Source organism: Mesorhizobium sp. USDA 3734 (genome assembly GCF_056279665.1).
The window spans coordinates 1,543,882-1,563,327 of the sequence record NZ_JBWCCW010000001.1 but is presented as its reverse complement, the minus strand read 5'-3'; the positions used below and the strand labels follow the sequence as shown (position 1 = coordinate 1,563,327).

General features: G+C 62.5%; 15 protein-coding genes. 6 read left to right on the top strand and 9 right to left on the bottom strand.

The annotated features are described in order from the left end of the window. Positions 1-32: 32 nt before the first annotated feature. The 3 genes from ACZ89F_RS07360 to ACZ89F_RS07350 are packed head-to-tail and all read left to right on the top strand — an operon-like array spanning position 33 to position 3,779. Positions 33-1,439, top strand: coding sequence for a hypothetical protein (locus ACZ89F_RS07360; protein WP_476091083.1), 1,407 nt, complete (start codon positions 33-35; stop codon positions 1,437-1,439). Between the two features lie 2 nt (positions 1,440-1,441). Further along, positions 1,442-2,788: a hypothetical protein gene (locus ACZ89F_RS07355; protein WP_476091082.1), complete on the top strand. Its 1,347-nt coding sequence runs from the start codon at positions 1,442-1,444 to the stop codon at positions 2,786-2,788. Positions 2,789-2,792: 4 nt separating this feature from the next. Beyond that, positions 2,793-3,779 (top strand): trypsin-like serine protease, encoded by a 987-nt coding sequence (locus tag ACZ89F_RS07350; RefSeq protein WP_476091081.1) that lies wholly within the window; start codon positions 2,793-2,795, stop codon positions 3,777-3,779. A 26-nt stretch (positions 3,780-3,805) separates the two neighbouring features. Here ACZ89F_RS07350 and ACZ89F_RS07345 read toward each other — a convergent pair whose 3' ends face one another. Beyond that, positions 3,806-5,461, bottom strand: coding sequence for a trypsin-like serine peptidase (locus ACZ89F_RS07345; RefSeq protein WP_476091080.1), 1,656 nt, complete (start codon positions 5,459-5,461; stop codon positions 3,806-3,808). A gap of 378 nt (positions 5,462-5,839) precedes the next feature. Here ACZ89F_RS07345 and ACZ89F_RS07340 point away from each other — a divergent pair, with 378 nt between their 5' ends. After that, on the top strand, positions 5,840-7,702 hold the full coding sequence (locus ACZ89F_RS07340; protein WP_476091079.1) for an ABC transporter ATP-binding protein: 1,863 nt from the start codon (positions 5,840-5,842) through the stop codon (positions 7,700-7,702). Next, a complete protein-coding gene (locus tag ACZ89F_RS07335; RefSeq protein WP_476091078.1) occupies positions 7,702-9,621 on the top strand; it encodes an ABC transporter ATP-binding protein in 1,920 nt (639 codons plus the stop codon). The genes ACZ89F_RS07340 and ACZ89F_RS07335 overlap by 1 nt, the downstream gene beginning before the upstream one ends. 10 nt (positions 9,622-9,631) lie before the next feature. Here the strand turns inward: ACZ89F_RS07335 and ACZ89F_RS07330 are convergent, their stop codons facing one another. The 8 genes from ACZ89F_RS07330 to ACZ89F_RS07295 form a co-directional block, all read right to left on the bottom strand. Continuing rightward, the gene (locus ACZ89F_RS07330) at positions 9,632-10,414 is read right to left on the bottom strand and encodes an ABC transporter ATP-binding protein (protein ID WP_476091077.1); all 783 of its coding nucleotides are present in this window, start codon (positions 10,412-10,414) and stop codon (positions 9,632-9,634) included. A 10-nt stretch (positions 10,415-10,424) separates the two neighbouring features. Then, positions 10,425-11,192, bottom strand: coding sequence for an ABC transporter permease (locus tag ACZ89F_RS07325; RefSeq protein ID WP_476091076.1), 768 nt, complete (start codon positions 11,190-11,192; stop codon positions 10,425-10,427). Between the two features lie 124 nt (positions 11,193-11,316). Then, on the bottom strand, positions 11,317-12,324 hold the full coding sequence (locus tag ACZ89F_RS07320) for an ABC transporter substrate-binding protein (protein WP_476097234.1): 1,008 nt from the start codon (positions 12,322-12,324) through the stop codon (positions 11,317-11,319). Between the two features lie 250 nt (positions 12,325-12,574). Beyond that, positions 12,575-13,867: a hypothetical protein gene (locus tag ACZ89F_RS07315; protein ID WP_476091075.1), complete on the bottom strand. Its 1,293-nt coding sequence runs from the start codon at positions 13,865-13,867 to the stop codon at positions 12,575-12,577. 109 nt (positions 13,868-13,976) lie between these two features. Continuing rightward, positions 13,977-14,708: a histidine utilization repressor gene (gene hutC, locus ACZ89F_RS07310; RefSeq protein WP_476091074.1), complete on the bottom strand. Its 732-nt coding sequence runs from the start codon at positions 14,706-14,708 to the stop codon at positions 13,977-13,979. Positions 14,709-14,740: 32 nt separating this feature from the next. Continuing rightward, on the bottom strand, positions 14,741-15,766 hold the full coding sequence (locus ACZ89F_RS07305) for a zinc-dependent alcohol dehydrogenase (protein WP_476091073.1): 1,026 nt from the start codon (positions 15,764-15,766) through the stop codon (positions 14,741-14,743). A 14-nt stretch (positions 15,767-15,780) separates the two neighbouring features. Next, positions 15,781-17,103, bottom strand: coding sequence for a histidinol dehydrogenase (gene hisD / locus ACZ89F_RS07300; RefSeq protein ID WP_476091072.1), 1,323 nt, complete (start codon positions 17,101-17,103; stop codon positions 15,781-15,783). 208 nt (positions 17,104-17,311) lie between these two features. Next, complete coding sequence (locus ACZ89F_RS07295; protein ID WP_476091071.1) at positions 17,312-18,085, bottom strand: SDR family NAD(P)-dependent oxidoreductase; 774 nt, start codon at positions 18,083-18,085, stop codon at positions 17,312-17,314. 231 nt (positions 18,086-18,316) lie between these two features. Between ACZ89F_RS07295 and ACZ89F_RS07290 the strand changes: the two genes are divergently transcribed. Beyond that, positions 18,317-19,420: a histidinol-phosphate transaminase gene (locus ACZ89F_RS07290; RefSeq protein ID WP_476091070.1), complete on the top strand. Its 1,104-nt coding sequence runs from the start codon at positions 18,317-18,319 to the stop codon at positions 19,418-19,420. Positions 19,421-19,446: the final 26 nt, after the last annotated feature.

The following is a 19,446-nucleotide window of genomic DNA, read 5'->3' as shown; positions in this document are numbered from 1 at the left end:
CCCGCAGGCGATACCCGCTCGTGGGAGCGTGCGTGGCCGCGTCCGGCCTGATCGGTCTTATGCTGGTTGCAGCCTGCAGCGTCGTTGCCACCAGCCCGGTCTACGACCCGACGAGCGCCTATTTCCCTGTCGTCGAGCACAAATGCGAAAGCTCGCTGGGCAGCTACACGCTGCCGAAGACCAAGCTCCTTTTAACGGTGCTTCAAAACAAGACGAGCGGCATTAGCGTTCTCAGGGATGTCACCGACATCAAGGTGGCGGACGATCCGCAGCGCTACTCCTTCTGCCTCGACTTCATGGAAAACTGGTTCGCCGACGACAAGGTGCAAGTCAGGCGCACCACGCTGGTCGCCGACACCGGCAGCACCATCGGCGCGATCAGGAACAGGGCTTCGTCCGGACTGCTTAATCTTGTCGCTTCCCATTCGGTCGACATGTCAGGCGTCATCCTGACCAAGGTGATCAGGGCGATTTTTATCTACCTCAGCGGTGGCAACGGCTACATTAGCGGACGTTCGGCTACCGACGTGTCGGAATCTGACTGGTCGCCGGTGCTGGAGCCGAGCATCGATCCGTTCGACGCCGCCTCGGTAGCGCAATGGAACAAGTCGCTGCGCCGCTATGGTTTCTGCGTGGCGGTCGCCGACTACTCCTTCGACAGCGCCATCGATGCCACGCACTATTGCGACAATCCTGTCGAAGTGGAGGCGGCGCATCCCTCGCCCAGGATGGCGGGAGCCCAGGCGATCCGCGATGCATCCATCCGCCACATCGAAGGCCTCTACTACCGACCGCGGATTGCTTATCCGGTCACCATCTTCGTCAATCCGGATCCACAGGGTAGTGGCGAATGGCGCATTGGCAAAACTGTCTATATCGAAATGGAAAACATCTCACCGGTGCTGGCACTGCGCATCAATCGGGCGATGTTCGCCCAGAAAAAGACCGCGGTCATCTTCGACAATGGCCGGCTGAAGACCGTGTGCCTGCTGAAGGGGTCGGAGGTCAAGGGCGCCATCACGCCGGTGCTGGAACTGGTCAGTGATCTCGTGCAACTGCCCTCGGCCACGATCAGTGCCGAGATCGCCCTGATCAACAAGAGTCAGGAAGTCTACGCGGCGGAAAAATCCGTGATCGATATGCAAAACCGTCTGATCCAGTTGAGGCAGGCTCAGCTTGAGCGCAACGCTGCAAAAATCGCGGAACTCGCAGGCCAGAACAGCACCACCGCCAAGGATGGCGTTGTGCTCGGCAAAACCGACGCGGCTTCACAGGTGGCGACGCTACCTGCGGTGCCTGAGCCGACGGCGACAGTGAGCACGACGGAGATCGATACCATCTGCAAGGGCCTGAAGACCGACGATCCGAAAAGCACGTTCACAAGCTATTTCAACGCCTCGTTCAACAACTTCGAAAACCCGCCCGCGAGTGGGGGCTGACCATGGTCAGTCGTCTTGTCCGCCGCCTTTTCGTCCTTTGCACCTTAATGGCGCTGCCAGCGTGCTCGGCAGTGCTCGACACGCAGTCATACTCCACCGATGGAGCGGCGGCGGCCTATGCGCCCGATGAGGCCGCGGGCGCGCAAAGCTGCGCTGGCTCGGCCAGCGCCTACTCTCTGCCGAAAGCGATCATCGTCTTCGACGCCGAGGAAAGTGATGGGCCACCACGCCGCTTCACGCTGACCGCGCCCAAGGTGAAATGGGTGACCGACGGCGCCTATGGCCCGTTCTGCCTCAACTATCTCGGTTCGCCCTTTGCCGAGGACACGCTGGGCATTGACAAGGAGGAGAACAACGAGGCGCTGCTGCGCGTCTCCAATCGGGCGCTCGACCGTTCGAAGGAAGTCACCATTTCCCTGCTCGAGGCGGCGGGAGACGCGGCGGCAGCGAAAGCGGGCGGCGGGCGCTCGGTCGATATCGACTCCAAGGTCACCAGCGGCACCAAGCCTATCTACAGCCACTACGAAATCGACCCTTTCGACCGTGCCGACATGCAGCAGAAGAACGACGATCTGAAGAAGATCGGCTATTGCGTGTTCATCGATGCCCGGCAAAGCGCCTTCGCTCCATCCTGGACCAACGACATCTGCGCTGACACCGGCTACCCAGCCGCACCACCGCGCTTCGACCTGAAGGATCCGGCCGGGGCCGCGGCAAGGGTAGATCCGATCAAATTCGTCGGTCGCGGCATCCTCTATCGGCCACCGGTCACATACTCGCTGGTGATCATGAAGCGCGACGATCCGACTTCGAGCGATACCAAGCGTTTCCCCTGGTATCTGCAGAAATCGGTCGACATACAGTTGCCGAACGGCGCACCGATCTTTCTGCTGGAGGTCAAGCGCTCCATGTTCGTCGAGCGCGTCACCGACATCCTGTTCGAGAACGGCGTACCCTATGATGTGACCATCGCCAAGAAGAGCGAACTGAACGCTGTCGCCGACGTTGTCGTTCGGGCCGTTCAGGTCGCTGTCTCGGTGCCGATGCGGGCGCTGACCATTCGGCTGAACACGGCCCAGAACGAACAGAAGTTGATCGCCGCCAACTCGCAGTTGCTCAAGGCGATCGACGATTACGAACGCGCGCAACAGACCATCATTACACCGAGAACCGCGGTGTTGGCCGAGGCTGGCGAGGTGGTTCAGCCGGGGGCGGTAGCGGCAACTCCGGCAGGCCTTCCGGTCAGCCCACGCTCGACGGCTATCACCAATTGCATGCTCGACGAGCGTTTCCGCACTGATCCGGATGGCCTGACCCTGTGTCAGCAGATCGTCGATCAGGGGCAGTGACCTGATGCGGCGGAGCTTCGCCCTTCTGCTTGTGGTGTTTGCGGCGCTTGTTCGGGCGCATCCAGCCGCCGCGGCGGACGTGTGGCACGACTATATGGCAGTGCAGTCGGGACAGTCCGACGAAGCCAACAGCCTCGACCCCGCTAGGTCGGACTATACCATCAAGGTTACCAATGGCGCCGTCGTTGACTGGCATGAATTCAAATCGCTCGTGCGCATCGTCTATCGTGTCGCCAATGGCGAGCATGACATCTGCAGCGGGGTTGTTGTAGGGCCAACCCAAGTGCTCACGGCCGGCCATTGCGCATGCGGCACCGACTACAAGATCATGTTTTCCGACGGGACCAAGCCCGAAGGCATAGTCGGTTACCCGCGTCCTTTCCCCGGCTACTATTGCGCTGCTTCACCTGCCGCCCAGGCCGGCAGAGACATGGCGCTTTTGAACGTCGCTGGCCGTGTGCACCCGGGCATTGCACCAAGAGTCGCTCATCTCTTTGACCTGCAGCTCGCGAAAACGATCGAGAAACTGGCAGTGGTCGGCTTCGGCCTCGATGAAAACAACACCTTGCCAACACCGCCGAAAATTGGCTTCGTACCGGTGTTCTCGCTCTACTGCTCGACGGGTAGGGCCGCACTTTCCGTGTGCCAGCCATTTCGGGAATTTGCGCTTTCGGGCGCGCGCGACGCGACGACCGACAAGAAAGTGGACACTTGCGGTGGCGATAGCGGCGGGCCGGTATTTGCCTTTCGTCACAAACGCCAGTCCGAAGATCCAAGCAACTCTGCTGCCGTGTCCATGGAAAGCATACTGGTCGGCATCACCTCACGGCCGATGGCCGGGGTCGTCCACATTGCGGGAACCGACCATTGCGGCGGTGGCGGCATCTACAGCAGCGTCGGCCACTCTGACGTTCTTGCCTGGTTGACCCGAGAAGGTGTCCAGTTGCAATCGGTGACACCAGCCGAATTGGCTGCTGATGTGAACAACTGAATCTGCCGGAAACGTTCCTTGGCAATTCAGAAGAACGATTTCAGGTGGAGGGCAGCCTCTTGCGAATCCGCCGCCAGTTTGGTGATCTCCGAAATATAGCATTTGTTGCCGGGTGGCTGTTCGGTCAGCGAGAAATCGGTCCGCCCTGCCCGCATCATTCCGATCACCTTACCGGATTGGGAATCGAACACTGGAGCGCCGGAATCACCGCCGTAGTTGTCGGCACCGATAAAGAAGGTACCGAAATAGTCCTGGTTGATCTGGCTAATCTGAGGTTCCGCCAAATCTACATTCATCGGCAGGCCTTCAGCATAACCCGCGATCGTCAGACGCAGCGGGCGCAACGCATCGTCGAGCGGACGCTCATCCATCTCGAAAGGCGTCGCTATGTCACCTGGCACTGACCGGTCAAGTTGAAGTTCGATGATGTCGGACTGGGCTATTTCAATTGATGTCGACGCTTCAGACAGGAAATAGACGTTTTCCCTCGGGTAAACTGCAAGATAGTTGCCAGCAACGTTCTCCAGGTATTTGAATCCGAACACCACGGCATATTGATCAGCCCGTACCGAAGCCAGCAAAGGGTTGATCTCAATATCCTTGGGAATCGGCAGATTGATATCGTGCATGCAGTGACGTGCTGTGACCAAATGGTCGGCGCCACCAAGCAGGAAGCCGGTACACACCCGGCCATCCACACGCGGCTTATCGCGCGATTTGTAGACAAAGCTTTCCGGTACCGCGCAAGGCGGATATTTGGTGCCGGTAGTATCAAAAGGAATGTTCATGTCGGTCGTGGCGAGGTGCCAGCCACTGCCAGTCCAAGTCAGCCTGTCCCTCTGCACGATGACGCCAACACCCGGCAACAAGCCGCCCTTGTCTGAATAGTAGGGCTGCACGTGAGGGAAGAACTGGCCGGTCGGCGCGCCAGCAAAGATTGGCGGCGGGAAGAGCTTCGGCCCAAGTGGGTCAGGTGGGGTGAAAAGCGTGCCGGAATCATACTTGGAATCATCGACGACGACATGCTCGACATAGCCGAGATTGCCTCTGAGTGAGACCTGCGTCCGTTCGAAGAAATCCCGGTCAGAACTCACGGGCAGGCCGGGCGAGATCAACGGATCCTTCTCGTGTAGCAACCGCCCGTAGAGGCTCTGGAAAGACGACCCCTCCCAAGCGCCCATATTGATCAGTTTCTTCGCACTGTAGGACAGTGCGGCAATCTCGGTTTCGTTTTTGGAAATCAGTGGAGAGGCCGGGTCGACGAAGAAGGCGGCTGGCCCCTTGCCGGTGAGTCCACCGGACTTCAGCACGTCAACGAACTTGTCCTGAAGCGCGTCAGGAACAGCCTTATGCGCAAATTCTGTGTTAAAGGATCTGATTTCGAGGTCGAAAGTATCCTGCTTCCCCTTAATGAAAGCGCTATTCAGGTCGAAACCTGTCTTGTCGATCTTGGTGAAGTCGGTCAGCCCCATGGGTTTCCTTGGCGCATCGTCCAGTAACGGCTGAAATTCCCGAGGTCGCAACAGCCGGTTGTCGAACCTGTCGCCGCCACCCGGTTGGGCCGGCAGGCCTTGCACCTGTTGGGCCTGCATATTCTGCGTGCCGGCAGGGCGGCTTTGAATCAACGTCAAGCAGAGGCTGGCGACAGACAGCGACAAGAGCGCGGACAATTTCAAACGCATAGACAAACCCCCAGATTTAAAGAAACCACAGCCCGAGACATCTATACTCTGTTTTCAAATCAAAGAAGAGTCCCCGCCTTTGGTGCTGACAACAGCAGAGAAGAGCCCGCTTCTAGATGTCCTGTTCCGAACCGAAACCATCTGTCCAAGCGCGGAACGGACCTGCCAACATCTCGAACAAGAGTGTTGCTTCGCCGACCGCCGAGGACGACTCACCCGCACTCCGAACACGAACAACAGCACGTTTTCTTTCAGGCCCAGTGCGCTACTCGAATTGGCTCTTGAACGGTCAACTCGGACACGCGTAACATCGCACCATCTGAATTGAGTCTGCTTTATTAGTCCGGGCTAACGTCCGGATCGGCTTGGATATTTTCCTTGAACACGCAAGCAATCGGCGGCGCGCCGGAGCGCGGCAAATCGTTTGCCCATGTGGCGGAAGCCTCCTGGGGCAAGGGCCTCAGCACCTTGCTCCGCATCGTGCGCATGACGCTGCGCCATCCCTGGCAGGTCGCCATCACCATCGTCTCGACCTTCATCGCCGCGACTTTACAGCTTTTCATTCCGCGCCTGCTGGGGCGCGCCATCGACCAGGCGCAGGGCGTGATGGCCGCGGGTGCCGGAGCCGCGGCGGAGCAGGCGCTGTGGAACACGGCGCTGACGCTGCTCGTCGTCAGCATCCTGCGCGGCCTCTTCACCATGGCGCAGAACTACTATGGCGAGGCCGTCGGCCACCGCACCGGCTATGAACTTCGGCTGGCCTTCTATGAGAAGATCCAGCGCCTGAGCTTCGCCTACCACGACAGGGTCCACACCGGCGATCTGATCACGCTCGGCCTGCTCGATCTCGACGGCGTGCGCATGTTCTTTTCCACCGGCATCCTGCGCGTCGTGCTGCTCGGCGTGCTGATCGGCGTCGGCGCCTATCTCTTGATCAGCACCGATCTCGTGCTCGGGCTGCTCAGCCTGAGTTTCGTGCCCTTCGTCGCCTGGCGGTCCTCGGTCACTCAGCTGGCACTGCGCAGCACCTGGCTGACTTTGCAGGAGCGCCTCTCGGTGCTGAGCCGGGTGATGGACGAGAATCTCGGTGGCATCCGCGTCGTGCGGGCCTTTGCGGCACAGCGGCATGAGCTCGAAAAATTCGACCGCGCCAAGCTGTCGGCGCTGGAGCTTGCCAATCAGCGCGTCGACATCCGCGTCTCGAACACCAGCGCCATGAACTTCTCGTTCCTGGCCGCCATGGGGCTGGTGCTCTGGTTCGGCGGCCAGAAGGTGATCGCAGGCCAGATCAGCGTCGGCACGCTGGCCCAGTTCCTGACCTTCATGACCATCCTGCAGATGCCGGTGCGCCAGCTCGGCCTGATGGTCAACTCCTTCGCGCGCGCCTCGACCTGCGGCACCCGGCTGTTCGAACTGCTCGACGCCGAGCTCGACATCGAGGACGCGCCCGGCGCCAGGGACCTCATCGTCACCGACGGCGTGCTGCGCTTCGACAATGTCGGCTTCCGCTATGAGGGCGCGGGCGGCCGCCCGACGCTGTCCGGCATCTCGTTCGAGGCCCGATCCGGCGAGACGATCGGCCTTGTCGGCCCACCGGGCAGCGGCAAGTCGACCATCGCGCACCTGATCCCGCGCTTCTACGACGTCACCTCGGGTGCGATCACCATCGACGGCCAGGACATCCGTGAGGTGACGCTGCAATCGCTGCGCAAGGCCGTCGGCGTCGTGCAGCAGGACGCGTTCCTGTTCACCACCTCGATCGAGAACAACATCGCCTACGGCAATCCCTGGGCGCGCGAGACCCTCATCGGGCAAGCGGCCGAGTACGCCCAGCTGCACAACTACATCATCGGCCTTCCGGCCGGCTATACCACGGTCGTCGGCGAACGCGGCGCATCGCTTTCCGGCGGCCAGCGGCAGCGCCTGACCATCGCGCGCAGCCTGATGCTGCGGCCATCGGTGCTGATCTTCGATGATTCGACCGCAGCCATCGACGCCGGCACCGAGCAGCGGATCCGGGCGGCGATGAAGCGTTTCGCCAAGGATCGCGTCACGCTCATCATCTCGCACCGGCTGAGCTCGCTGATGCATGCCGACCAGATCCTGTTCGTCGAAGGCGGCCGGATCGTCGAGCGCGGCACGCATGAGGAACTGCTGGCGCTCGGTGGCCGCTACCGCGCGCTCTACGATTTGCAGCTGCGGCCGGACGACGATCGGCCTGTCGTGGCGGGAGCCGCGTGATGTCGACACAGGCCGACGACGACAAGGAAGACACCAGCGGGCGGCCGACGAAAGCCGTCGTCGGCTCGCATCGCGACGAGGAAGAGGTTTTCGGCAAGGCCTACGATCCGCGCATCGTCAGGCGCATCTGGAGCTTCGTGAAGCCGTATCAGGGCCGGATCTTCATCTCAGTCGCCGCGGTGCTGGTGTTCACGCTGACGCAATTGGCGATCCCGCTGGTCATCCGCTACGCCATCGACCACGGCATGACGGAGGGCAGGCTCGACCGGTCGGTGATGATCGCGGCGATCTGCGCTTTCTCAGCGATCATCCTCATCAACTATGCTGCCAGCTATGTGCAGGAAAGCGTCGTCGGCAAGGTGGCCGAGAATGTCCTGTCCGATCTGCGCCGCGCCATGTTCAGCCACCTGCAGCGTGTCTCGCTGAGCTTCATGGACAAGACCGAGGTCGGCCGGCTGATGTCGCGCCTGCAGGGCGACGTCAATTCGATGCAGGAATTCCTCGAAACGTCGGTCATGTCGGTGGGTGACATCGTGCTGTTGTTCGGCATCGTCAGCGTGCTTTTGTGGCTCGATTTCCGGCTCGGCCTGCTGACGCTGTCGACCATGCCGGTGCTGTTCATCGTGCGCCTGTTCTGGCTGCCGCGCGCCAAGGTCGCCTTCATGGCCGCGCACGAGACCAACTCCATCGCCAACGGCGCGCTGGCCGAAGGCATCCATGGCGTGCGCACGGTGCAGAGCCTGGAGCGCCAGCACGTCAATTTCGACCTCTACGACGAGAAGGTGCTGGCCAATCTCAATGCCCATCTGACCTCGGCGAAATATGCGCAGGTGATGGTGCCGATCGTCGACACGCTGACCGGCATCGCCATGGCGACGGTCATCGTCGTCGGTGGTTCGATGGTGCTCTCGCACAGCCTCGACATCGGCGTCATGGTGGCGTTCCTGTTCTATATCCAGCGCTTCTTCGACCCGATCCGCTCGCTGACCATGCAGTACAGCGTCATGCAGCGCGCCATGGCTTCGGGTCAGCGCATCTCCGAAGTGCTCGACGTGCCGGTCGACGTCAGCGACAGGCAAGGTGCAGTGGCGCTGTCGCGCGACATGGACGGCTCGGTCGAGTTCAGGAACGTCACCTTCGGCTACCGGCCGAACCAGCCGGTGCTGAAGAACATCTCCTTTCGCGTCAATCCGGGCGAGACCGTGGCCCTGGTCGGCCCGACCGGGTCGGGCAAATCCAGTTCGATGGCGCTGGTGCACCGCTTCTACGATGTCTGGTCAGGCGAGGTCCTAGTCGGCGGCCACGATGTGCGTGACCTGACCCAGGATTCGCTCGGCGATCAGGTAGCCATGGTCCTGCAGGAGCCGTTCCTGTTCTCCGGCTCGGTGCTGGAAAACATCCGCTACCACAAGACATCAGCCAGCCGCGAGGAGGTGGTGCGCGCAGCGCAGGCCGTCGGCGCGCACGATTTCATCGAGAACCTGCCCGACGGCTACGACACCGAACTCGAGCAGCGCGGCGGCAACCTCTCGCTCGGCCAGCGCCAGCTGATCAGTTTTGCGCGCGCCCTGGTGGCGGATGCAAAGATCCTGGTGCTCGACGAAGCCACGGCCAGCATCGATTCCTATACAGAGATGCTGATCCAGAAGGCGCTGATAACACTGCTGGAAGGTCGCACCGGGCTGGTCATCGCCCACCGTCTGGCCACCATCCGCGGCGCCGACCGCATCATCGTGCTGCAGAACGGCGAGATCGTCGAAAGCGGCAACCACGAACAGCTGATGGCCAGAAAAGGCCTCTACGCCCGCCTCTACAACATGAACTACGCCTCCTTCGACGACATTTCGGAAGGCGAGCTGGAACTGGAAGCGGCGGTCGCGGCAAGGCGACGTGATTGGTGCCCCGAAGCCGGCACGTGACCGCAGGCGCTTACGCCATTTCGGGACGTTTTGAGCCCTCGCGGATGGCCTTGTGCACGCCGCGCTGCAGATCCATGAACGCAGGGCTTTCCATCACCTCTTCGCGGCGCGGGCGCTCGATATCGACGTTGAAGGTCTGCGTGATGCGTCCCGGGCCGATGCCCATGACCACGATCCGGTCCGACAGATAGACCGCCTCCTCCACGTCATGGGTGACAAACAGGACGGTCAACCTGTGTTCCTCCCAGATCTGGGTCAGCAATTCCTGCATCTGGTGCCGGGTCAAGGCATCGAGCGCGCCGAAGGGCTCGTCCATCAACAGCATCTTGGGCCGATAGGAAAGCGCACGCGCAATGGCGACGCGCTGTTTCATGCCGCCCGAGAGTTCGGCCGGATAGCGGTCGGCGCTGTCGGACAGCTTGACGAGTTCGAGATGCTCCAGCGCGATCCTGCGGCAGGTCGGGCGATCGTAACCGGCGGCCTTGAGGGCAAACTCGATGTTCCGCCGCGCCGTCAGCCAGGGAAGCAGCGTGTAGGACTGGAAGACGACGCCACGGTCGAGACCCGGCTGCAGGATCGGCGCGCCATCGATGCTGAGATCGCCGGCGTCGAAGTCCTGCAGTCCGGCCACGATCGACAGCAGCGTGCTCTTGCCGCAACCCGACGTACCGACCAAGGAGACGAACTCGTTGTCGGCAAGATCGAGGTTGATATCGCGCAGCACTTCCTTGCGCCGCTCGCCGGTGCCGAAGCTCTTGTGCAGACCGGCGATCCGCAATTTGGGGGGGCTCATCGGCTGGACCTCATTGCGAGCGGCCCTCTTGCTTGAACAGCACCTTTTCCAGCGCCTTCATCACCTGGTCGGTGATGAGGCCGAGCAGGCCAAGCAGCAGGATGTAGCCGATGATGGTGTTGGTCTGGAAATAGCGCTGCGACACGGTGATGCGATAGCCGAGCCCCGATGTCGCCGCGACAAGTTCGGCCAGCACCAGCCAGGTCCATGCCCAGCCCAGGCTGATGCGCAGCGTATCCCAGATGCCCGGCAAGGCGCTGGGAACGACGATGCGCGTCAGGATTTTGCGATCCGGCAGGCCGAGTGTGCGCCCAAGGCCGATGAAATCGGCGGGAACCCGTTTCACATTGTCCATGATCATCAGCACCTGCTGGAAGAAGGTGCCGATGAAGATGATCAGGAACTTCTGCGAATCGCCGGTGCCCGCCCACAGGATGGAGAGCGGCACGAAGGCGACGACCGGCATGTAGCGGATGAAATCCACCAGCGGCTCGATGGCCGCCTCCCAGGAGCGGAAACTGCCGATCAGCACGCCGATCGGTATCGACAGTGCCGAGGCGATGAGGAAGCCGATGGAAATGCGGTACATCGAGGCCTTGAGGTCCAGCCACAACGTGCCGTCGGTCGCGAGCTTGGCGATCTGCGTCGCGACGCTGCCCGGCGACGGCAGGAAGATCGCCTTTACCAACCCCAGTCCGGTTGCCGCCCACCAGGCAAGGCCGAGCCCGACGAACACGGCCACCGCGATCATCAGGAAGCGCGACCTGGCGATGGGCACGCCGATCCCGGAGGATCGGCGGCGCCTCGCCAGTTTCGCGATGGGGCTTGGCGCCGAGTGCGCCGGACCCGTTTTCGCGGGGGGCTCCCCGGGCATCTGCGTCACCACCGCGATCCGGCCTTGGTCATTCCGCCGCCTTGACGAAAGACGGGTCGATCATCTGCTCCGGCGTCACATCGGCCTGCAGCAGCTTGGCGTTCTTGGCGGCGGCTTCCACATCGGCGAAGGTCTTGGTGGTGAAGTCGCCGGTCAGCGCCGTCTTGTTTTCGGTCAGCGAGTAGTAGCGCACGCCGTCAAAGGCCGTGTTGAGGTCCTTGACGTCCGAGCCGACGGCCTTGGCGATGATGGCGCGGCCGCCGGGCGTGTCGGCATTGTAATCCTTGAGCGCCGCGTCCCAGCTCTTGATCATGGCCAGCACCTGGCCGGGCCGCGACTTGATCACCTCGTCGCGCACCACCAGCACGTCGCTGATCAGGCCGGGATCCTCGCCGGCGGTGAACAGCAGCTTGAGATCCTTGTTCTGCGCCATGGCGACGGTGAGGTACGGTTCATAGGTCACCGCGACCGGCACCTGGCCGGCGATCAAGGCGCTGCCGGCGTCAGACGCCGGCATCGGAACCGGCTTCACGTCGTCGATCGACATGCCGTTCCTGGCGAGTGCGTATTTGAGCAGGATGTCGCTCGTCGTGCCTTCCTCGAAAGCGACCTGCTTGCCCTTGAGGTCCGCGATGGAGGTGACGTCCTTGCCTGCGATGATGGCGTCGGCGGTCATGGAGACATCGAGCAGCAGCACGATCTTCACCGGCAGGCCGGCCGCCACCATGCCCATCGCCGTGTGGGTGGCGATGTTGGCGGCGTCGAGCTGGCCGCTTGCAAGTGCTGCGTTGATGTCCTTGTCCTCGGCGAAGTTGACGATCTGGACGTCCGTCAGACCATTTGCCTTGAACAGCGCCTTGGCCTCGGCGACATGCCACTGGCCATAGCCAAGCCAGGGCTCGATGCCGATCTTGAACGATCCTGCCTCGGGCGTGGTGGGAATGGCCGCATCGGCCGCGTAGGCTGCCGGGGCAGCGGCGAGCCCGATGGCGGCGGCCATCACGAGCGCGCGAAATTGTCCTGTTAGGTTACGCATCATCTTTGTTCCCTTGATGATCAGACCGCTTTTTCTAACCCAGGTAGCCGGTCTGGTGAGACTGCGGGTTTCTGCTCTTGCGGCACTGTGCCTCGGCGTCTTACCTGCCACTTCATGGTGAAGTGCGAGGATATTTCAGCGTCAGCGGGAGCGGATGTCAAGGCTAAAATACATACATGCATATACAAGTTGCTCGGACTCAATTTTTCACCTTGATCGGCGCATCCGCCTGCCCCGCCGCGACGATCACTCAGGCTTTTTCCGGATCGATCCGGTCAAGGAAATCGGTCACTCGATCGACCCCGGCAACGGGCTCGCTGCCGACCATGACCGCGACTGAAAAGGCAATGAGGGAGGAGACCGGCGTGTGGCTGCGCGCGCCGGCGCGCAGGTTCATGACCAGCGTCGGCGACAGGAAAAGTCCTGAGCGCAACACCGCGCGCCAATCGACCGGCAGCATGCCACGCCGTTTGAGTTCCAGCAGCAATGGCCGCCACAGCGCTGTCGCCTTGACCTCCAGCAGGTCGCGACGAACCGGGCTCAGGTCCCAGTCCGTGTCGACATGGAGCAGGTTTCCGTCCAGCCGCGCCTGGGCGCGGAAAGCCTCGGTCGCGGTCGCCGGATCATAGAGCCAGAACGGGTGGGCGAAGATGTTGTGGAACGTCGCCTTCACCTCCGCCAGCAGCGTCGGGATGTGCGAGCCGGCAAAGGCGGGATCGAAGAAGGACAACTCCGCCCTCCCCGCTTTCGCCGTGTACCAGACATTGGCATTGTGGGCGTCGCCATGCGCCACCACGCCGCCGGCATCGGCAAGCCGGTCCGGCCGCAAGCGCACCGCGGCGGCATCGAAAAGTTCGCCGACGCTGTTGGCGTAGCGCTGGCCGTTGATGACGAATTTCAGCCGGGAAAACCGATCCCAATCCAGCTCCGCACCGGGGAAGACAAACGGTTTGCCGACATAGAAATCGGCCAGCCGGCCGCCTGGCGACAAGCGTGTGTCGGCATCGATCAGCCGCTCATGAAACAGCCTGTGGATCGGCTCCGCCGCTACGTCCTCGACAGTCACGGGATGCAGCGTCTCCAGATAGACCTTGAGCAGCCTTGCCGACAGGTCGCGCTCTGCAAGAACGGCTTCTCGCCGTTTGCCGGCATCGTCCTGCGCATCCAGCGCGAACAGCACATCCGAGAAGCGCGGATCCGTGCGGCGGCGATAGACAAGGATCTGCTCGCCGGGTTGGGCGGACATATGAACCGGCTGATCGACCGGCAGGCCGGCGCGCGACAGAATCTCGGCGCGGTAATACTCGCCCGTCATCGCCTCTTCCCGTTCCTCCTGGTGGAATTTGAAGAAGTAGGCGTTGCCGTCGTCCTCGAAGAAGCCGTTCAGGGAATTGAGGCTGTATTTGTCGAAGTTGATGCGGACGTTGCGGGGGCGCATCGCGAACAGGTCGCCCAGCAGCGCCGCCAGCGCGCTCTGTGCCTCGGCAACATCATGCTGCGCGAGTGCCCGGATCCGCGCCGTGCGGCTCGGTATCGGCGTCATCTGTCGCTCCTTCCAGCCAGTTCGTTCGCCGAGGGCGAAACCGGTCTCATCAGTACATGTATATACATTGGCAACGAAACCGCTCCGGCTTGCATTCGCTCCATTGCCGTCAGCTGTTTTTGGAGGGGGAATAGCGGCTGCCGAGCGAGTAGCGGCTGCCGGCATAAGTCAGCTTGCTGATCGTCGCCACCACCGCGCCCGTCCATGTCCGGCGATGCAGGAAAAGGCAGCAGGCGCCGACATCGATGCCCAGATGCCGCGCCGTCTCGGCATCCGCCGGGATGGCAGAGATGATGTGCTCGACCTCGGTCACCGGGGTTTTCTGCATGAGGTAGTCATAGGTCGCCGTCTTCGAAAAATCCTGCTTGTCATAGTCGGGGATGAGGCTCGGATTGACGAAACGCTCTTCGAGCTGCACCGGCAAATCGTTCTCGAAATTGACGACGACGGAATGATAGATCGAGACGCGCTTTGGAAACTCGAATGACAGCGCCAGCTCCTTTGTCGGCATGATGGTTTCGAGGACGAGGACTTCGGAGCGATGCCTATTGCCGCGCTCGACGATCTCGGCTGCGATGTTGTTGATCTCGATCAGCGTCGATTGCGGCCGCGGTGGCGCGATGAAGGTTCCCACACCTTGCAGACGGATCAGGAATCCCGCCGAGGTCAACTCTCTGAGGGCCCGGTGAACCGTCATCCGCGACACGCCCAGCGACGCCACCAACTCATTTTCGGACGGCAGCTTGCGATCCTTGCCCCACCGGCCCGTTCCGATGTTCGCCAGGATGTAGTCCTTCACCTTCTCGTAGAGAGGGCTGGCGGTATCGGGCAAAGTGATCATTTCAAAAGTCCTTTCCGGCGATTTATCGGAAATCACGACTGCTCGACAGGTTGCCGCATGCGGATGATTGTTTTCAAGCCGTCGCTGCGCCCCGCCAACAGCCGCTGATAGGCGGCGGGAACCTCATCGAGGCCGATCTCCTGGTCGATCAGCGCCAGCAGCGGCTCGCTCAGTTCACCCAGCATCCGCACGGCCTCGGGCAGTTCGTCGGCAAAGGCGTGGCATCCCAGCAACCCGATCTCGCGTTCGACCAATGTGTTGGGATCGATGTCGAGGCGGTCATGGAAGATGCCGACCATGGCGACCGTACCGCCGGGATCGAGAACGCCGAGCAGCTGATTGAGGGCCGCGACGCTGCCGGTCGCTTCGATGGCCGCGAGCAGCGGGGCATTGGCGGTTGCGGCGGCAATGGCATCCCGGTTCAGATCGACAATCGTGGCGCCCGTTACCTGCGCCACGCGAGCGCAGCGGGCCTGGTTGCGGTCGGCGACGAGTACGGTACCGGCGAAGGTTCGCGACAGCAGCAGCGCGGCAAGACCGCCGATAGGCCCGCAGCCGACGACCAGCACGGAGCCTGCCGTCTTCGGCAGCCGCCGCACCGCATGCAGCGCCACCGCCAGCGGCTCGGCCATCGCCGCGACCCGCTCGTCGAGCCCGGCATCGATGACATGCAAAAGCCGTGCGGGCAGCACCGCCTGTTCGGCAAAGCCGCCGTCGCAGATCTCTCCCACGAAGCCCAGTGACGCGCAGAGATGCCGCCTGCCGGCTTGGCATTGCGCGCAGTCTCCGCACCAGAACCGGGAATCGGCAACCACCCTGTCGCCGATGGCGACGGTGTCGACGCCCGCGCCGATGGCGGTCACCGTGCCGGTCAGCTCGTGGCCGGCCGTCGAAGGCGACCGGCTTATCCACTGTCCCGTGCGGAAATTGTGCAGGTCCGAGCCGCAGATGCCGGCGGCGGCGACCCTGAGCTTCACCCAGCCCGCATCCGGCGCGCCCGGCGTGGCGATGTCCTCGACGCGCAGATCGCCGGGTCCATAAAGTCGAGCGGCCTTCATCGCGATCGTTCCGCTCAGCCGGCGAGATAGCGGTCGCGGATTTCCGAGACCGCGTTCTCGTGCGAGCTGAACCCTTCGTAGCGGGCGAGCCTGCGCGCATGCAGCGCCAGTTCCGGATAGGCCGCCGAGGTGACATAGCCGACCGACGAGCGCTTGACGAAATCCGTCACCGAAAGCGGCCCGTAGGTCCGTGCCCAGCGGCTGGTCGGCAGCACCGCATTGGGGCCGAGGACGAAGTTGGCAAGCGTCACCGGCGTGTGCGGGCCCATGAGGATTTCGGCGGCCTCGGTGATGCGCCCGAGATGCGCGAACGGCTCCTTCGACAGGATCTCGAGATGTTCGGGCGCATAGTCGTTGATGAAGCGGTAGCTGTCTTCCAGCGACGCGGTCAGCACGATGCCGCCGCGCTTGCCGGTAAGCACCGCGCGCGAGAACTCGACACGCTGTTCGGTCATTCGCGACCAGTGCTCCGGGATTGCGGCCAATGCGGCTTCGGCGACCTTGCGGCTGTGCGTCACCAGATAGGCCGAGGAATCTGGCCCGTGCTCGGCTTCGATCAAAAGGTCGAGCGCGGCAAGGCCGCCGTCGACGCTGTCATCGGCAAAGATGATCGCTTCGGACGGACCGGCCGGAAGGCCTGTGTTGATGACCGACGACAACACGCTCTTGGCGGCCACCACCCACGGGCTGCCGGGGCCGACGATCTTGAGCGCGGGCTTCACTGTCTGCGTGCCGTAGGCGACGGCGGCGACCGCTTGCGCGCCGCCGCATTTGTAGACGGTCCCGACGCCTGCGAGGCGCGCGGCGACCAGCGTTGCCGCATCCACCGAACCATCCGATGTCGGCGGCGTCACGATGGCGATCTGCGGCACGCCGGCAATCACCGCCGGCACCGACGTCATCATCGTCACCGACGGAAAGGCGCCCTTGCCGCGCGGAACGTAGAGCGCAACGGACGCGATCGGCGTGTACCTGTCGCCGGCATAGGCGCCCGGCCGGACTTCCTTGAGCCACATCGTTTCCGGCTTCTGCTCCTCATGGAAATGCCTGATGTTGTCGATGCCGAACTGGATGCTCTCGACGACATCCTTTTCCACCTTGTCGAACGCAGCGTCGAACTCGGCTTCCGACACCCGTAGTTCGCCCTCAGCGACATTGGCCTTGTCGAGTTCCCTGGCAAACCGGATCAAGGCGGCGTCGCCTTCGTCCTTGACGGCCTGGATGATCGGCCGGACCTTCTCGACGAAGACCGTCAGATCGGCCTCGGCGCGCTTCAGCAGACTGGCGCGCTGGTCGGCATCAATGGATGACAAATCGTGGAAGCTGATGTCGGACATGGCTGCTCGTTCTCCTGGAACTCTTGGAACGCAATGACGGTTGGCGCAGGTCGGCCATAATTCTGCGGGCCGACAGGCCGACCCGGGACAAGGATCAAAGCCATCGAGATGGCTTCACTCAGGCAAAAGTATATACATGTATGTATGATGGTCGCCAGCAATTTTTCCATCATCCTTCCGGTCGAAACTGCCGAGACAAACCGCGTCATCAGATCGAGGCGAGAAAGCCGCCATCGACCGGGATGGACTGGCCGGTGATGTAGGCTGCCGCATCCGAAGCGAGGAACACCGCGATGCCGTGCAGATCGCGCAGATCGCCGAAACGGCGCTGCGGGATCTTGGCCAGCATGGAGTGCTGCCATGCCTCGTTGCTGTAGAAAGCGTCAGTCATCGCCGTCCTGAAATAGCCCGGCGCGATCGCATTGACCCTTATGCCAAGCTCCGCCCACTCCGCCGCCAGCGCCCGTGTCATGCCAAGCAGGCCCGACTTCGACGAGCCATACGGCACCGCGGTGGGGATTCCGACTTCCGATGTTAGCGAACATAGATTGATGATGGCGCCGGACCGGCCGGCGTCCCGCATCTGCCGCGCGGCGGCCTGGGCGCAGAAGAACGCTCCCTTCAGATTCGTGTCGACGATCCTGTCCCACAGCGCCTCGTCGACATCGAGCGAGGGCCGCACCTCTTCTATCCCGGCATTGTTGACGAGAATGTCGAGACCGCCAAGCAGGCTGGCGGCCTCGGCGGTTGCCGCGCTGCACCGCCCGACGTCGGTGACGTCGAGAGCAATGGCGTGCACCACCCCGCCGGCCGCGCGGATGGCTGTCGTTGTCTCCTCCAATGAGGTCAGGCTGCGCGCCGTGACCGCGACGTCGGCGCCGGCAGCGCTGAGCGCTTCTGCGATGCTGCGCCCGATGCCGCGGCTTGCGCCGGTGACAAGCGCCTTCCTGCCGGAGAGATCGAAGAGAGAAGCATTGCGCATGTGATCCTCCTGGTCGGTGTCGGCTTCGGCACCGGTTTCAATGCTATCAGGCCATAGGTTACATATACAAGCATATACAAACTATTTCTGCTACGGTACTGATGACGAAATCCGCTGCACGAGTACCCCCGCCGGTGACCAGGCTTGCCCAGGGCAAGATGCAGCGAAAGCCAGTGTTTGAGAACCCGGCCGATGACGGGAATCCGTCGGCCAGCCCCAGAGGAGCCGCTCGTGTCGAAAGCCTCGGATATGGTGCGAACCGAAGTCACGCGTCTGTCGCCCTACAATTCCGGGCTGACCATTGACGAGGTCATGGAGCGATACGCGCCGGCCAGGATCGCCAAACTCGGCTCGAACGAAAACCCGCTCGGGCCGAGCCCAACCCTCGCCACGACCATGCATGCCGGCTCCGAGATGTTCCGCCTCTATCCGGACCCTGCCGGGCGCAAGCTGCGCCAGGCGATCGGCGACAGGCATGCTGTCACCGAAGACCAGATTATCCTGGGCAACGGCTCCGAAGATCTTCTCTCCGTCATCAGCCGTGCCGTGTTGCGGCCCGGCGATACCGTCGTCACCCTCTACCCGTCGTTCCCACTGCATGAGGACTACGCGACGCTGATGGGGGCTACCGTCAAACGCGTTGTGGTCAACGACGATCTCACCATCGACGTCGATGCGCTGGTCGAGGCGGTGCGCGAACGGCCCCGCATGCTGCTGTTCTCGAACCCGATGAACCCGGTCGGCAGCTGGCTCCCCGGCGGCGACCTTTCGAGGGTTCTGGATGCGGCAAGCGACGAGACGCTGATCGTCATTGATGAAGCCTATGCCGAATATGCCAAGGGCGACGACTATGCGTCGTCCCTCGCCTATCTAAGCAAGCTCGACCAGCCTTGGATCGTGCTGCGGACCTTTTCCAAGGCATTCGGCCTGGCCGGACTGCGGATCGGCTTCGGCATCGTCGGCGACCCGGAACTGCGCGCGCTGCTCGACCGTGTCCGCACACCCTTCAACGCCAACGCCATGGCCCAGGCCGCCGCACTGGCGGCGCTGGCAGATGAGGATCATCTTGCCAGGGTCGTCGCGCTGGCCACGGCGGAGAGAGCGCGCGTCGAGACTTTCCTCAGGAGCAAGGGGCTCGACGTCGCCGCCTCCAGGGGCAATTTCCTGTTCTTCAACTGCCGGCAAGATGCTTCCGTCTTCGTCGAGAGCCTGCTGCGCCAAGGCGTCATCGTCAAACCGTGGAAGCAGCAGGGCTTCGACACCTATGTCCGCGTCAGCATCGGCTCGGTTTCGGAGAACGACCATTTCATGGCGGTTCTGTCGGAGCTGAAGTGAACACACGTCTGTCGACCCTGCGCTTG

Excerpts from the sequence above, each read along its gene's own strand:
- ACZ89F_RS07355 (WP_476091082.1), top strand. The coding sequence starts at position 1,442 with ATGGTCAGTCGTCTTGTCCGCCGCCTTTTCGTCCTTTGCACCTTAATG.
- ACZ89F_RS07350 (WP_476091081.1), top strand. The coding sequence starts at position 2,793 with ATGCGGCGGAGCTTCGCCCTTCTGCTTGTGGTGTTTGCGGCGCTTGTT.
- ACZ89F_RS07345 (WP_476091080.1), bottom strand. The coding sequence starts at position 5,461 with ATGCGTTTGAAATTGTCCGCGCTCTTGTCGCTGTCTGTCGCCAGCCTC.
- ACZ89F_RS07335 (WP_476091078.1), top strand. The coding sequence starts at position 7,702 with ATGTCGACACAGGCCGACGACGACAAGGAAGACACCAGCGGGCGGCCG.
- ACZ89F_RS07330 (WP_476091077.1), bottom strand. The coding sequence starts at position 10,414 with ATGAGCCCCCCCAAATTGCGGATCGCCGGTCTGCACAAGAGCTTCGGC.
- ACZ89F_RS07320 (WP_476097234.1), bottom strand. The coding sequence starts at position 12,324 with ATGCGTAACCTAACAGGACAATTTCGCGCGCTCGTGATGGCCGCCGCC.
- ACZ89F_RS07315 (WP_476091075.1), bottom strand. The coding sequence starts at position 13,867 with ATGACGCCGATACCGAGCCGCACGGCGCGGATCCGGGCACTCGCGCAG.
- hutC (WP_476091074.1), bottom strand. The coding sequence starts at position 14,708 with ATGATCACTTTGCCCGATACCGCCAGCCCTCTCTACGAGAAGGTGAAG.
- ACZ89F_RS07305 (WP_476091073.1), bottom strand. The coding sequence starts at position 15,766 with ATGAAGGCCGCTCGACTTTATGGACCCGGCGATCTGCGCGTCGAGGAC.
- hisD (WP_476091072.1), bottom strand. The coding sequence starts at position 17,103 with ATGTCCGACATCAGCTTCCACGATTTGTCATCCATTGATGCCGACCAG.
- ACZ89F_RS07295 (WP_476091071.1), bottom strand. The coding sequence starts at position 18,085 with ATGCGCAATGCTTCTCTCTTCGATCTCTCCGGCAGGAAGGCGCTTGTC.